Origin of the sequence: Methanoregula sp. UBA64, assembly GCF_002502735.1 — an archaeon.
In the GTDB taxonomy this organism is placed as follows: Archaea; Halobacteriota; Methanomicrobia; order Methanomicrobiales; family Methanospirillaceae; genus Methanoregula.
In genome coordinates, this window is sequence record NZ_DAQC01000001.1 from 891,478 (window position 1) to 905,823 (window position 14,346).

11 protein-coding genes and 1 tRNA gene are annotated in these 14,346 nt (G+C 53.0%); 6 read left to right on the plus strand and 6 right to left on the minus strand.

Annotated elements, in window-relative coordinates:
• Positions 1–4 precede the first annotated feature (4 nt).
• From BP758_RS04305 to BP758_RS04320, 4 genes are all read right to left on the minus strand, one after another.
• Positions 5–90, minus strand: a tRNA-Ile gene (locus BP758_RS04305).
• Between the two features lie 56 nt (positions 91–146).
• Positions 147–1,010: a hypothetical protein gene (locus BP758_RS04310; RefSeq protein WP_292369047.1), complete on the minus strand. Its 864-nt coding sequence runs from the start codon at positions 1,008–1,010 to the stop codon at positions 147–149.
• A 524-nt stretch (positions 1,011–1,534) separates the two neighbouring features.
• Complete coding sequence (gene guaB, locus BP758_RS04315; protein ID WP_292369048.1) at positions 1,535–3,004, minus strand: IMP dehydrogenase; 1,470 nt, start codon at positions 3,002–3,004, stop codon at positions 1,535–1,537.
• A gap of 47 nt (positions 3,005–3,051) precedes the next feature.
• Positions 3,052–3,738, minus strand: coding sequence for a (5-formylfuran-3-yl)methyl phosphate synthase (locus tag BP758_RS04320; protein ID WP_292369050.1), 687 nt, complete (start codon positions 3,736–3,738; stop codon positions 3,052–3,054).
• A 42-nt stretch (positions 3,739–3,780) separates the two neighbouring features.
• Here BP758_RS04320 and BP758_RS04325 point away from each other — a divergent pair, with 42 nt between their 5' ends.
• The 5 genes from BP758_RS04325 (at position 3,781) to BP758_RS04345 (ending at position 8,512) form a co-directional block, all read left to right on the plus strand.
• Positions 3,781–4,461: a HisA/HisF-related TIM barrel protein gene (locus tag BP758_RS04325; RefSeq protein ID WP_292369052.1), complete on the plus strand. Its 681-nt coding sequence runs from the start codon at positions 3,781–3,783 to the stop codon at positions 4,459–4,461.
• The gene (tmk, locus tag BP758_RS04330) at positions 4,455–5,072 is read left to right on the plus strand and encodes a dTMP kinase (protein ID WP_292369966.1); all 618 of its coding nucleotides are present in this window, start codon (positions 4,455–4,457) and stop codon (positions 5,070–5,072) included. The genes BP758_RS04325 and tmk overlap by 7 nt, the downstream gene beginning before the upstream one ends.
• Positions 5,073–5,668: 596 nt before the next feature.
• Entirely contained in the window at positions 5,669–5,965 is a 297-nt protein-coding gene (locus BP758_RS04335; protein ID WP_349680496.1) for a nucleotidyltransferase family protein, read from the plus strand.
• Entirely contained in the window at positions 5,962–6,414 is a 453-nt protein-coding gene (locus tag BP758_RS04340; protein WP_292369054.1) for a DUF86 domain-containing protein, read from the plus strand. The genes BP758_RS04335 and BP758_RS04340 overlap by 4 nt, the downstream gene beginning before the upstream one ends.
• Positions 6,415–7,093: 679 nt before the next feature.
• Complete coding sequence (locus BP758_RS04345) at positions 7,094–8,512, plus strand: helix-turn-helix domain-containing protein (protein ID WP_292369056.1); 1,419 nt, start codon at positions 7,094–7,096, stop codon at positions 8,510–8,512.
• Between the two features lie 801 nt (positions 8,513–9,313).
• On the opposite strand, the gene BP758_RS04350 is transcribed toward BP758_RS04345, so the two are convergent.
• Together BP758_RS04350 and BP758_RS04355 are read right to left on the minus strand one after the other, a co-directional pair.
• Positions 9,314–10,042, minus strand: a complete 729-nt coding sequence (locus BP758_RS04350) for a hypothetical protein (protein WP_292369058.1) — start codon at positions 10,040–10,042, stop codon at positions 9,314–9,316.
• Between the two features lie 184 nt (positions 10,043–10,226).
• Positions 10,227–12,821 carry a valine--tRNA ligase gene (locus BP758_RS04355; protein WP_292369060.1) on the minus strand — a complete coding sequence of 865 codons (2,595 nt, stop codon included), beginning with the start codon at positions 12,819–12,821 and terminating at the stop codon, positions 10,227–10,229.
• Positions 12,822–12,954: 133 nt separating this feature from the next.
• Here BP758_RS04355 and BP758_RS04360 point away from each other — a divergent pair, with 133 nt between their 5' ends.
• Complete coding sequence (locus BP758_RS04360; RefSeq protein WP_292369062.1) at positions 12,955–14,172, plus strand: TIGR00297 family protein; 1,218 nt, start codon at positions 12,955–12,957, stop codon at positions 14,170–14,172.
• Positions 14,173–14,346 lie beyond the last annotated feature (174 nt).

The window sequence follows — 14,346 nt, forward strand, 5'->3', positions numbered from 1 at the left end:
ACTGCGGGGAGGGCGGGATTTGAACCCGCGACTCGTGCGACCGAGACCAGATTATAAGTCTAGCGCCATGCCGGACTTGACTACCTCCCCTCACATTAACTAAGCGCCCATATGGGGCTCACCTCCATTCTGTATGATCTTTCGAATCATTCAATACCTAGCTCCTTTCCTCGTCTCTTCAATAAAAATTCTGCAAACCGATAGGATTCTTCATCGATTACAGGAATAGATTCACCATGAACTATAATTGTCAGATCAAATTTTCTTTCAGCAGAATCAAGTGGGTTTGATTGAACCATCATTTCAGTAGATACCCCACTTCCTGTCGTAACACTAGCACTCATGGGTTCACCATCAGATCGAACTTCAGTCATGACAACTTCTTTTTGAGTGACCTCTGCGATTTTTTTCTCTATGTTTTGTTCTATATTATGAGACATTATTTTGGAGTCCACCGTTGTAATAGCGGATCCTAGTACTTTTGGAGATTCTGATTTGTTGTATATAACAGAGTACTTAGAAAACGGAGGGGTTCGATTAATGCAAGCCACATCCTCCATAAAGGCATAAAAGAGTTTTTCGATGTTTTCTTGTAGAGTAATGTCATCAATTCTTGTAATTTGCTTTACCGATCTAGCAAAAGAAGGTAGATCGGGATTTTTACCCACATTCGTGAGGAGTATGCTCCACAGAGGGATTGATCTAACTACAGCTTCGATTGCTCTTGTTCGCTCTGTACCTCCATAAATGATCTTTTGCCCTAAATCCGATATTTTATAGATATTGCCGGTTTTGCGCACTAATCCAAATTGCTCCATCCCTTGTAATTTTGCAGCCGTACTTGTTGGTTTCAACTTTGTAATTTCAACAAATTGCCCACGGGTAAACTCATAAGGATATGCCTTGCTCATCTGGATCAAATGATCGAGGAGTATTCCCAACCTGGTGAAAACAATTGAGTAGTCACCAAATTTTGTTTGCATAGATGTTTGTGAGCTCTGATATACCATAATGCTTTGGGTCTGTGAAATTTACCTGTGATGATTTGTTATCTTGAGTAACTTTTAAATATAATTTTTCTTAGAACAGACGGAAAGAGTTACAAACGATATTGAACATTAGTAATTGAGTATATCAATTCGATGTGTGGGGTGTGAAAATGAAAATGTGATATGCATCCCACTTTTGAGATCAAATCTCCATACCTCAGCAACCAACAACGCGGCAAATTTCCCAAAGAAATACTTTTGATCAAACGACTGAACTGTCAGAGCGATTTTTCCTTAACGATTTCACCCCTCCTCGCGAATGCTCGGAGTCGCTCGGGCGCCTCATCGGGCCCTCGCTGGGCAAGTGCGGTTCTTTCTCACTGATCCGCCGCGGGGGCGCCCCGTCGGGGGCGGCGGGAAGCATCGTTTGCGGGGGTATGGGGGCGGCAGCCCCCATCATCAGAACACGTTAAGTCTCTGTCCAATCCGATACCAATCGGGCTGCAGGAAAAAAATCCAATAAACAAACAAAAGTAAAAGAAGAATTACTCGAAGAGCCGGTAGTTCGGCGCTTCGTCCGTGATAAGGATGTTGTGCGGGTGGCTCTCGGTCATGCCGGCGTTGGTGATCCGGACAAACCGGGCCTTCTTGTGCATATCGTCAATGGTTGCCGCTCCCGAGTAGCCCATCGCGGATTTCAAGCCCCCGACCATCTGGTAGATGACCTCGCCCACGTGGCCGACATAGGGCGTGACCCCTTCCACGCCCTCGGGCACGAACTTGGTCGCCCCGATCCCCTTCTTCTGGAAGTACCGGTCGCTGGACTGGCCCGAGCTCATCACGCCAAGCGACCCCATGCCGCGGTACTGCTTGTAGCGCCGGCCCTTGATCGTGATGACCTTGCCCGGCGCCTCGTCGGTCCCGGCAAACAGGCTCCCCATCATCACGGTGCTGGCGCCGGCCGCGATCGCCTTTGCCACATCGCCCGAGTAGCGCACGCCCCCATCCGCGATCACCGGCACGCCCGCCTTGGACGCAACATCGGCAACTTCCGCGATCGCCGTGATCTGCGGCACGCCGGTCCCGGCAACAATCCGGGTCGTGCAGATCGAGCCCGGCCCGATCCCGACCTTGATGCCGTCCACATTTGCCCCGAGAAGCGCCTTTGCCGCCTTTGCGGTCGCAATGTTTCCTGCAACCACGTCGGCCTTCACGCTCCCCTTGATGTTTTTCACGGCTTCGACCACTTTCATGTTGTGGCCGTGGGCGCAGTCCACGATAAGTGCATCCACACCGTGCCCGTCAAGCTGCGTTGCCCGGGCAAAGTCAAACGGCCCGACCGCTGCCGCGACCCGCAGGTTGCCCTTCTTGTCCCGGGTCGCCTTCGGGTACTGGCGCTTTTCGAGAATATCCTGCATCGTGATGATCCCGAGCAGTTTCCCGGTCTTGTCGGCCACCGGCAGGCGTTCGACCTTGTTCGTGTACATGACTTCGAGCGCCTTTTCCGGCGTGATATCGTTATCGGCCGTGATCGGCTTCTTGGTCATGATCGTCTTGATGCTCTCCTCGCCGCGCCGGGAGACGATCGCACGCACATCGCGCCGGGAAACGATCCCGATGATCTTTCCTTTCCCCACCACCGGGACGCCGCCGATACTGTACTGGTTCATCAGCTTCTCGGCATCGGAGACGGTTGCGGTCTCCTCCACATAAAGGACATCGCGCTCGATGAGCTCCTCAGCCTGCTTGACGATATTGACCTCCTGGATCTCGCGTTCGGCCGTCATATTCCGGTGGATCACGCCGATACCGCCTTCCCGGGCAAGGGCAATCGCCATCGTGGCTTCCGTTACCGTATCCATAGCCGCGGAGACGAGCGGGATATTGAGCGAGATGTTTTTCGTGAACCGGGTCTTTGTGTCGGTTTCGGCCGGCTCGGTCCAGGACTCCAGCGGTTCGAGAAGTACATCGTCAAAGGTTAAGGAAAGGGGAACTTCCAGTTTCTTGGCAAACATGATTTCTTCCTGTAGTTTGGTTACCCTAAAAGGGAGTTCGCGGGATTTTACCGGATCATGGCAAGGGCGGTCTTTACCAGGTCTTCGCGGATGGTTGCGTTCCGGTCGCCCCCGCAGACCATGCCCCGGACACCGATGATCTCCGGGTCGATCCTCTTTAAGGAATCGAGGTCTTCGAATTTGAGCGAGCCGGCCAAGGCAGTGCCGATCCCGAGCGCCTTGTTCTGGGTGGTAAAGCGCAGGAGCGTTGCCTCGTCCATAAACGAGAACGTGCTCTTCCCGTCTTTTATCCCGGTATCGATCATGGCAAAGTCGGCCCCGCAGTCAGCAGCAATTGAGGAGATGTCGAACGGGGAGATCGAACCCATCCGCTCGTAATCGGAATACCCGGCGATTACGACAAATTTTTCGGGAAACTCGTCTTTTACGGCTTTTGTTACCGCCTCGATCACTTCGCGGGCCTGGCTTTTCCCGGAAAATGCTAAGCCAATCTTGATATAGTCAGCCCCGGCGCAGGCGGCCCCGTAGGCGGCAAGGGAGGCCTGTCCCGGTTTGTACGGGAAATCCCCGATGGCTGCACTCACCGGTTTTTTGGCAAACGATTTGATCTCTTTTATTACCCAGGGAAAGTTCGCCCCAAGCGAGCCTTCGGACGGTTTCTTGACATCGATGATATCGGCATCGACAGCACTCCGGGCCTCCAAAATAGAGCTGGGGCTGACCAACAATTGCATAAAGTTTAATGATCTTTTGTACTAATAGTGGTTGCGTTATCGATGGAACTGGTTCTTGCGATGGATTTGCGGGGCAATACGGTCGTGCACGGCAAATCCGGGCTCCGTGCGACCTACAAACCGCTGGACTGGGGGCTTTCTCCGACGGCAGAACCGGTCGGGTTCGTACAAGCGATCGCGCCGAAATTCTTGTACATCGCGGACCTGGACCGGATCGAGGGGACCGGGTCGCACGATGCACTGATCCGCCGTTGTGCAGATCTGGTTGACTGCTGCTACGTGGACCGGGGCGTTCGCGGCCCGGCCGATTTCCTCTCCGGCCCGCATATCAAAAATATCGTGGGGACGGAGACCGGCGGGGCGGAACTCTCGCGGTACCGCGGGGGATTTTTGAGCGTTGATGTGAAGGACCGTAAAGTGATTCCCTCGGGAGCATCGCCGGAGTCCGTGCTCCGGGCCGCCCGGGAGATGGCCTTTGAGGGCTGTATTCTCCTGAATCTCGGGTTTGTCGGGACAGAGCACGGGTTTGGTTCCGACAGCAGGGAGGTTCTTGCATCGTGGCGCTCGGCATACCCCGGGAAACTGCTGTACGGCGGGGGTGTTGCAACGGTCGCGGACCTCGAAGTGATCCACGATGCCGGGTTTGACGGCGCGATCATCGCGACCGCTCTCCACAAGGGAGCAGTCCCTGCGGAATGGATCAGGAAGGGATGCATGTGTTAGTCACGCTGGAAGGTATTGACGGGACCGGCAAGAGCACGCTGCTTGCCGGCTTACAGCCCCTGCTGGCGGATCTCGACCCGGTCTATACCCGGGAGCCCGGGGCTACCTGGGTGGGGGAGGCGGTGCGCCGGGCGATTGCGGAACAGACCGATCCGGTCTGCGAGGCTACGCTCTTTGTCGCGGATCACGCGGCCCATCTGGCAGCGGTTGTGCGCCCGGCGCTTGCAGAGCACCGGCTCGTGATCTCGGACCGGTACTCGGACAGCCGGTTTGCGTACCAGTCGGTTACGCTCGATGGCGTGATCCCGGAACCGGAACGCTGGCTCCGGGCCATGCATGACGGCTGGTCGGTTGTCCCGGACAAGACCTTTTTGCTCGTGATCCCGGTCGATGACGCGCTCGCCCGGCTTTCGACCAAGAGCGGCAGGGAGCATTTCGAGCGGCGCGATGTGCTGGAGAAGGTGCAGAACCGGTACCTGGAGTATGCCCGGGTTGAGCCGGACCGGTTTGTGATTGTGGATGCCCTGCTCGATAAGGACGAGGTTGCCCGGTTTGTGGCGGACGGGATCCGGCAGGTTGTGGCTGAGGGGAAGAGGCACAAGAGGAAGTGAAGGGACCCGGTTTTTTTGGAAGTGCCGGCTCGTGACCCGAACTTTTTTTCTAATCTTCAGCAACAGCATCGAACTTTTTTTGCAATCCTCAGCCCGCGACCCGCATATTTTTTGAAATCCGCAGCAACCGATCCGAAGTTTTTCCGGAATCCTCAGCAACGGGTCCGCTCTTTTTTTGTAATCGTCAGCCCGGGACCTGAACTTTTTTCGAAATCCTCAGCACCGTGACCGGACTTTTTCTTGAAAAAAACCGGCCCGGTGCAAAGCGCCCGTCGGAAGTTTTGAGGAGTAGTTGTGGGCCGGGCCTTTGGGGGGGAGGGGGTGGGGCCGGTCTTTTTTTATAATCCTCAGCAACCCGTTCGAACTTTTTTTAAAAACCTCAGCTCCTGTGCCAAACTTTTTTTGGAATCTTCAGCCCGCGATGCGATCTTTTTGGTAAATGCTCCGGACCGGTGCCGGATTTTTCTGGTAATCTTTGGCTCGCGACAAGAGTGCAGCTTTTCTTTAGCAAAAACAGGAGCATCCGGCAAAAGACTGATGAAGGGCCGGCAATAATACTACATCAATTACAAAAACAAAACGCTGGTGATCAGTGTATGGCGACACGCAGGATCAAAAAAGAAATCCGGGATCGCATCGTTACGATACTCAAAAATTACGATGCAGAGCGGATCGCCATCTTTGGTTCCTATGCCCGGGGAGAGGCCGGCAAAAAAAGCGATATCGATATCCTTGTCCGGTTTGCCCGGCCAAAGAGCCTGATCCAGCTTGTCCAGATTGAGGATGAGATTGCAGCAGCCGTGAAGATGCCGGTCGATCTTGTGACAGAGAAATCGGTCAGCCCGTACCTTTCCCCTTCAATCCACCGCGATGAAGTGGTGATCTATGGATGAAGCCGGAAGATCCGGCGTACCTCCACCACATTCTTGATGCAATTTCCCATATCGAAAAATTTTCAAAAAACATCTCTTCCGCCGAGGATCTTAAAAATCATCCGCTCGAACGTGCAGGGATCGAACGGATGCTCTCCATCATTGGCGAGGCGGCAAAGAATATCTCGCCACAGTTACGCAAAGATGCCCCGGATATTCCCTGGAAAGCAACGGCTGGTACGCGTGACAAAATCATTCACCATTACTTTGGCGTGGACTACGAAGCGGTGTACGAAACTATCCGGCAGGATTTGCCGGTGCTAAAACGGGGCGTCCGGAAAATTCTGGATGGCACAACCTCTCATAAGCCTGATACGGACGCAAAGAAAACCGGGAAACCCGGGAAAAACCTAAGTAATTCCAAGAAATCCCCTCGGAAAAACTGCCGATCACCCCGATCTGAAGATTAAGACCTTATTTACGCCCCATTTGCCAAAATACGCCAAAATTAGGCTCCATATAATGCCTTTAAACGACACATAAACGCGTTTTTACCGCACCTTTTTCCATAATTCACCAAGTGCCAATCCAGCATATGATCGGCCCACAAAACGCGTTTACATGAGCGATATATTTTGTCCGTTTGCCAAAATACTGCTGATTCAGGCTTGTTTTAAAACGGAGGCCAATCTGGGCTCCGATTGGATCCGGAAAAGGGCAATCCGGGCTTGATTTGGGGCCGGATTAGGGTAGGTCGGATCGGAGGGTTGGGGGTTAGGGTATCCCACCCCAATACGGTGGGTGCTTGATTAACGAGGATGCGATGCCCTACGCGCAAAACGCCTTATCGGGTTTTGCGCTACGCACTTACCGGGATCCTGACATGAAATCGAAATCCCGGAACCGTATGGAATATTGAGTGGGCGCTCGGACACTCACTTGCCCGAACGAGTACCGCAACAGGAGTGCGAAGGTAACGAGACGCATCAGCGGCGAGGCTGAGCCCCACGTGTATCGCGCGAGCGAGTCCCCGGGCGTCTGCGGCTACCCGGGCAGGTAGATCGCCGCCCCGCTTCGCACAAATTCGCCATGCTCGCCCTCGCTTTCGCGGACCGGCTCCACAAAATTACATGCCAGTTACATTGGCCGATGCTCCTTGAGCAATCAAAGAGCAACAACAACAAGAGGAATGAAAAACCAACTCAAAGTACAATGCCAGACTCTCCCGTACCGGCCCTGCACGAATCAGAGACGGTCGAATTCAAAGAATCATTCGACCGGGAGGTTCCTGTTTCAGCCGGGTCACTCGCAAATACCCGGGGCGGGACTATTTTCATTGGCATAACCGATCGCGGCAATGTCGTCGGGACGATGATAGGTACCGAAACTTTCAAAGAATGGGGTAATACGATCTCCCAGAGCACTGAACCCCGCATCATCCCGGAGATCGAAAAATTATCCCGTGAAGGCAGGACCGTGGCCGCCATCCACATCAAAGAAAACCCGCTTAAACCGGTTTCTGTCAGAGGTCGGTGTTACCGGAGAGTCGGGGCCAGCAACCGCGTTATGCAGCCTCATGAGATTGCCGAGATGCATCTTTTGTCTGTCGGAAGCAGCTGGGACCTGACGCCAGCACCAAATACGACATTCGCAGATCTCGATACCGCCAAAATTGCCGATTACATCAGGAAAGCAAACGAAACCGGCAGGCGGAACATCGCGACGGACGAATCTTTGCAAACAGTACTCCAGAAGATTGGCCTGGTCCACGGGGATATCCCGACCTGGGCTGCAATCCTCCTCTTTGGGAAAGATCCACAACGGGCCCTCTCTCAGGCAACAATTCACTGCGGACTCTTCGAAGCGGACGGGGTCAGTGTCTTGGACGACCGCATGAGCCGCGGAACCATCATCGAGCAGGTCAACGATGCGATGGAATTTATCCGGAAGAATATCCGTGTCGCGTTCATAATGACGGGGGAACCTGAACGTAAACAGGTCTGGGACTATCCGGTTGAGGCACTTCGTGAAGCAGTTATTAACGCGGCCTGCCATCGCGATTACACGATCAGCTCCGCGGTTGAAATCCGAATACTAAACGATTCTCTCAAGGTCTGGAGCCCGGGCAAACTTGCGATCGGCATCACCTTGCCCGAGCTTCTTACTCCACACTCGTCGGTCCTCAGGAACAAGGGTATCGCACAGGTGCTGTATGACATTGGCTGGATCGAACGGTGGGGCGGCGGGATCCAGAAGATGCAGAGCGCCAGCAATGCCGCGGGGATTCCCGAACCGGTCTTTCAGGAAGACCAGGGATTCTCAGTGACGTTCCGGAAGGATGTGTTCGACCGGGACAACCTCGTCCGCGCCGGATTATCCGGCCGTCAGATCTCCGCGGTGCTCTTCGCGAAAGATTCCGGAAAGATCACCAATGCGGATTACCAGAAACTCGCTGGTGTATCGGCGGCAACAGCCCGACGGGACCTCAAAGATCTGGTCGACAGGAATCTTTTCGATATGAAAGGGATGCGGAAAGGTATTTTTTACATAATCAAACCCCGCCAATAAACGGATCCTCATATGACTCATAAATGACGCATATTTGGTGAAAATGATGTATATCTGACGCATAAGTGCTCTCGTCCGGAATTATCGTCCCGGCAATGGGGCAGGAAATGGAGGGGACAGGAGCGCTTCAGCGATTCTTCTGACAGCGACAATGGGGCGGATGGAAACCCGGGGATATTCCATGAGCCTCTGTAGGGGGGAGTGAGTTCCCCCAATGAAAATGTGCCGGGCATTGTCGGGAGGCTAAAAGTGCGCGATTATTGCCCCGTTTGCCAAAATACGCCCGATTTGAACCCCATATAATGTCGTTAAACGACCCGTAAACGCGTTTTTACAGCGTCTTTTTCCGGGATCCACCAAGTGCCCGTTTGGCAAACGATCGGCCCGCAAAATGCGTTTACATGAACGATATATTATGTCCGTTTGCCAAAATACTGCTGATTCAGGCTTGTTTTAAAACGGAGGCCAATCTGGGCTCCGATTGGATCCGGAAAAGGGCAATCCGGGCTTGATTTGGGGCCGGATTAGGGTAGGTCTGATTGGGGGGTTGGGGATTTGATCCTATCTTTTCCTCTGATGTAGGGGTTCATTGAAACGGAACGATGCCCTACGCGCAAAACGCCTCGTCGGGTTTTGCGCTACGCACTTACCGGGATCCGGGTGAGAACCCGGATTAGGTTACGAGGATATAACTGTAAATAAAAGATTCTCTAAATATTCTGTCCGAACTGAACGAATAATCGTGTTACTCAAGAAGAAGTTACAGCAATGAGTTCCCAAAATAGTCGTTTTGAAAAAGAATTACATTTGAACTTTCATTGGAAAAATTTCGTTTTCTGGATTATAGCTATATTTTATCCAAGCTTTACTTGATTTACCTAATCTACTTCTAATTTGTTTTAGTTGTTTTTCATCCTCTAAATTAAAATTATTAAATTTCTTAAATTGTTTAAAAAACAAATCCATCGCAGAATACAATAAAACATTTTGCATAACTACTAACGCTCTAGCGGTAGGTTTGTGAAATTCAGGATATGTATTGAAGTTTACAATATCATCGTGTTCCAAAAGTAAATTTCCTTTAATTCCATTAAAATTTGGATGGGTATAATCACACATCATACCATACAATTGTTTCATTGCTAGGGGTATCTCTAGATTTTTAGAAACATGGCTATGCTTAATGGATTCTCCCTCGAACCAAGGATCTACTTTTTCAGGATTCTTTATTAAATACTCGGATAAATAATGCAGTTCAAAAACATCTCTTTGAAGAGATTGAAATTCACAATAATTCCCCTTCAGCAATAAAGTGGAAAGACACGTCGATATCTTAAGAATTTTTGAATGGATTATCATTATTGAGAAATCTTGTAATGGAATATCCGTATCATCGTTTGATTGTTTCAGAATAAGATTGAAATAAAAATTTAAAATTTCTTCATTAAGACGAAGTGTTGATTTTAAAGATTTGGCGGTTTTTTTCATGCATTTTTGTTCATGTAATGAAAAAGTTTGAATGTATTCCATATTAAGTAGTAATTTCGGGCAAATGTAATAAATATCATTATATTCAACAAATCCAGTTTGTTTATTCATGGATTTGCCCTTAAACAGTAATGAGAAAATGTCTACGCAACAGAAGGGTAAAAAATCCTATTATCGTTAAATCCATCTAGTGCTTATACATAGTTTATAAAAAACATCCAAAAGATTATTCCTTCCCCGCCACCGTCACGATCACATCGCCGACCGTGATCATGTCGACCTTTGCGCCCTCTTCCACATAGGAATACTGCGGGGCAAACGCATCGGCCGGCACTTCGAGATCTTTGCCGTTCACCGTGATCGTTTTTGGCGGGTGGGCCAGCTCTTCGGCCGGGAGTGCCTTGACCGCGTCCATGAACGCTGCGGCATCCTTCCGGAAGGTCTTCCCTACCACCGAGCGGTTGAACTCGATGCCCGAGACAACCTTGTCCAGGTGCGCCTTGTCCGTGCGCCAGTGCACGTCCGCGTTGATGGTGCGGGCCGTGTCGTTCTCATCGTTTGTTGTGTGCGGCGCATAGACCGTGACCTTCCCGAGCGGTGCGTTTAAGGCAAGGCCCTTGTCGTGCTTGTACTTGCGTACCTCGGCAACGACTTTCACTAAGAGGTCGCCCTCGGCCTTTGCCGCCGGGTCGTCGAACGTGAAGTCCACCCACGGCTGCTTGTGCACGCTGCCCTTGTGGAGGTACGAGTAGCACTCCTCGGCAAAGTACGGGATGAATGGCGCGAGCATCCGGCAGAGCGCGTCGTACGCGGTAAAGAGCACCCGGCAGGCGCTCTTCCTTGACGCATCGCCGGCATAGAGCCGGCCTTTCGCGAGCTCGATGTAGTTGTCGGCAAGCACGTCCCAGGCAAATTCCCGGATGGCCTTAAGCGCCTCGTCGAACTCGTAGTTCTCCATCCGGGCGCTGACCGTTGCCACCGTATCAGAGAGCCGGGCAAGGAGCCAGCGGTCCGCAAGCGCTGTCACCGGCGCGTTCTCATCGATACCTTCCTTTTCGAGCTGCATGAGCGCGAACCGGAAGATGTTCCACATCTTGGTCTGGAACCGTGATGCCGCGATCACATCGTTCCACGAGAACATGATATCGGAGCCGAGCGCAGCTCCCGTTGCCGCCCACTGCCGGAGTGCATCCGCGCCGTACCGGCCAACAAGTTCTTCGGGCACGATCACATTCCCCCGGCTCTTGCTCATCTTGAAGCCGTCCTCGCCGAGTACCATGCCGTTCACGAGAATCTGGTCCCAGGGCTTGCTGCCCGTCAGCGCAACCGAGCGCAGGATGGAGTAGAACGCCCAGGTCCGGATGATATCGTGGCCCTGCGGCCGGATCTGCGCCGGGAAGATCTTCGGCTTCCCCGAGCCGTCCCAGCCGGTAACGTTTAAGACCGAGATGGACGAGTCCATCCAGGTATCGAGCACGTCCTCTTCGCCCTTAAAGTCATTCCCGCCGCATTTCGGACAGGAGTGTTTGGGCTTGGTGAGCGTCGGGTCGCACGGAAGATCCTTCTCGTCCGGCACCACGATCTCCCCGCATTTTGTACAGGACCAGACCGGGATCGGCGTTGCAAAGATCCGTTGCCGGGAGATGCACCAGTCCCACTCCATCTGGTCGATCCAGTTCTCCATCCGGCGCAGCATGTGCTCGGGGTACCATTTGATCTGGTGCGCTGCGTCCCGGATCTCCTGCTGCTTGATCCGGATGAACCACTGCCGGTTCGAGAGGATCTCGATCGGCGTCTTGCAGCGCCAGCAGGTGCCCACGCGCTGCTGGAGTTTCTCCTGCTTTTTGAGGATGCCGGCGGATTTCATGTCCGCGAGGATCGCCTTGCGGCACTCGGTCGATGAAAGGCCGGTATATTTCCCGCAGATCTCCGTCATCTTCCCCTTACGGTCGATGGCTTTTCTTAACGGGAGATTGTGCTGCTTCCACCAGTGGACATCCTGCTTGTCCCCAAACGTACAGATCATGACCGCGCCGGACCCGAACTTCGGGTCCACGGCCTCGTCCTGCACGACCGGGACCGCGTGGCCAAAGAGCGGCACCGTGAGGGTCTTGCCCTTTAAGGTGTGGTACCGGTCATCGGCCGGGTGGACTGCCACCGCAACGCAGGCAGCAAGGAGCTCGGGACGGGTGGTCGCGATCTCGATGCCGTCGAAGTTAAAGAAGTTGAGCTGCGTCTCGCGGTCTTCGTACGAGACCTCGGCAAACGCAATCGCCGTCTCGCACCGTGTACAGAAGTTCACCGGGTGCTCGTCCTGGTAGATGTAGCCGGACTTGTACATTTTCAAAAACGAGAGCTGGGTCTTTGAGTAGTACTTCGGCATCATCGTGATGTACTCGTTAGACCAGTCCGTGGAGAACGCCATGCGCCGCAGGGTCAGGCGCATCTGCTCGATGTTTTTGATCGTGAGATCCCGGCACATCTTCCGGAACTCCTCGCGCGACACATCGTTTTTTGTGATGTGGTTGAGTTCCTCGACTTTTACTTCGGTCGGAAGGCCGTGGCAGTCCCACCCCTGCGGGAACATCACGTTATAGCCTTTCATCCGTTTGTACCGGGCGAAGAAATCGATATAACACCAGTTGAGCGCGTTTCCGATATGGAAATTGCCCGTTGGGTAGGGCGGGGGCGTATCGATCACAAACTGCGGCTTTTTCGAGTTGTGGTCAAAATAGTGGTCCTCGTCGCGCCAGGTTTTACGCCAGCGCTCCTCCACCTCGGCAAAATCGTAATTTTTGGGAAGTTCGTCAGAGGAAGCCATTCCGTACCGGATTGGTTGTTGCACAAAATATACTTAATCGCAAAAAACCGGCGCGGGAATGCGGGCGGGCCGGGACCCGGACGAATGAAATGACGATAAGACTCTTGTCATACTAAAACAAATATCTGGAACAATGGCGAAGCAGCGGGGACTCGGCTACGCGGCTGCAATCACCGGAGGTATCATCCTTGCCGGCCCGTACGTGCTGCCCCCGTGGTTCATGGCGCTCGTGATCGCCTTTTTTGCGCTCATCCTCTGGCGCTTCTTTGATCTCAAGTATTTTGCCTACGTTACCTGTATCCTCGCGGCCCTGTACGGCGTCGGGCTCCTCCCGTTTTTGGTGCTTGCCACAACGCTTGCCATGATCGCCCTTGGCGAACTTGTCTTCCAGAGCGGGACCGACGACCTCAACACCTATCTCTATTACATCATCACGACCGCATGGGCGGGGATGCTTGTCATGGTCTACCTCCACGAGCACGCGCTCCTGATGGTGATCTTCGGTATCATCGCCGCGGTGCTCTTGAAAGTGATCCTCTTAAAGTTCGAGGACTCGCTGGTGCTCGAAGGGATCGGGATCGCGATGACAATGTATCTCATAAAAGAGCTCAACTACACGGTCGATATCGAGATCGTGATCGTTGCGGTGGTCATCGCGTTTGTCTTCGGGTACTTCGCGTTCCGGGCAAAGACTGCCGACCTATCGGGGCTCTTTTCCATTGCGCTCGTGGGCGTTATCCTCCTCGTCTTTGCCGATGCAACGTGGCTTCTGGTCATGCTCACGTTCTTTATCCTCGGTTCGCTCTGCACCCGGTACAAGTTCGAGTACAAGAAACGGATCGGGGTCGAACAGGGGCAGAGCGGGGCACGCGGGTACCGGAACGTCTTTGCAAACGGGATCGTTGCCTGCGCGGCAGCTGTGCTGTACGGCGTCTTTGTCCAGCCGGTCTTTATCGTGATGTACGTCGGGAGCGTTGCAACCGCGGCAGCCGATACGATGGCAAGCGAGATCGGGGTGACCGGCGGGATTCCCTACATGATCACCACGCTGCGCAAGGTTCCGATCGGGACCAACGGCGGCGTATCGCTCAAAGGGGAACTGGTCTGCATCCTCGGGAGTTTTATTGTCTCGCTTGTGGCGCTCGCCTTAAACATCATCACCCCGTGGATGCTCGTGGTCTGCACGATCGCCGGCTTTGTCGGCACGAACCTTGACAGCCTGATCGGGGCGCTGTTGGAGAACAAAGGGTTCCTCGGAAATGCGGGCACAAATTTCCTTGCAACGCTCGGCGGCGGGCTTGTGGCGGTAGGGCTGTACTGGATGCTTGTTACGCACGGGGTTGTGTGGTAAATACAGGACGCGATCGCTCAACAATAGTTTGTCGGCAGGTTTTGTTTCCCTAAACCCTGCATGAAACGCTGAATTCTCTGGAGGATTTCGATCTGCCCCTGATTCATCATAGGACAATTTTGAAGGGGGCCCTGTTTTTTATTTATTATCCTCATAGGATAGAGAAAATTCATC

What these genes read in the sequence shown, in the direction of transcription:
- BP758_RS04310 (WP_292369047.1), bottom strand. Translation starts at nt 1,010, where the DNA reads ATGGTATATCAGAGCTCACAAACATCTATGCAAACAAAATTTGGTGAC.
- guaB (WP_292369048.1), bottom strand. Translation starts at nt 3,004, where the DNA reads ATGTTTGCCAAGAAACTGGAAGTTCCCCTTTCCTTAACCTTTGACGAT.
- BP758_RS04320 (WP_292369050.1), bottom strand. Translation starts at nt 3,738, where the DNA reads ATGCAATTGTTGGTCAGCCCCAGCTCTATTTTGGAGGCCCGGAGTGCT.
- BP758_RS04325 (WP_292369052.1), top strand. Translation starts at nt 3,781, where the DNA reads ATGGAACTGGTTCTTGCGATGGATTTGCGGGGCAATACGGTCGTGCAC.
- BP758_RS04335 (WP_349680496.1), top strand. Translation starts at nt 5,669, where the DNA reads ATGGCGACACGCAGGATCAAAAAAGAAATCCGGGATCGCATCGTTACG.
- BP758_RS04340 (WP_292369054.1), top strand. Translation starts at nt 5,962, where the DNA reads ATGAAGCCGGAAGATCCGGCGTACCTCCACCACATTCTTGATGCAATT.
- BP758_RS04345 (WP_292369056.1), top strand. Translation starts at nt 7,094, where the DNA reads ATGCTCCTTGAGCAATCAAAGAGCAACAACAACAAGAGGAATGAAAAA.
- BP758_RS04350 (WP_292369058.1), bottom strand. Translation starts at nt 10,042, where the DNA reads ATGGAATACATTCAAACTTTTTCATTACATGAACAAAAATGCATGAAA.
- BP758_RS04355 (WP_292369060.1), bottom strand. Translation starts at nt 12,821, where the DNA reads ATGGCTTCCTCTGACGAACTTCCCAAAAATTACGATTTTGCCGAGGTG.
- BP758_RS04360 (WP_292369062.1), top strand. Translation starts at nt 12,955, where the DNA reads ATGGCGAAGCAGCGGGGACTCGGCTACGCGGCTGCAATCACCGGAGGT.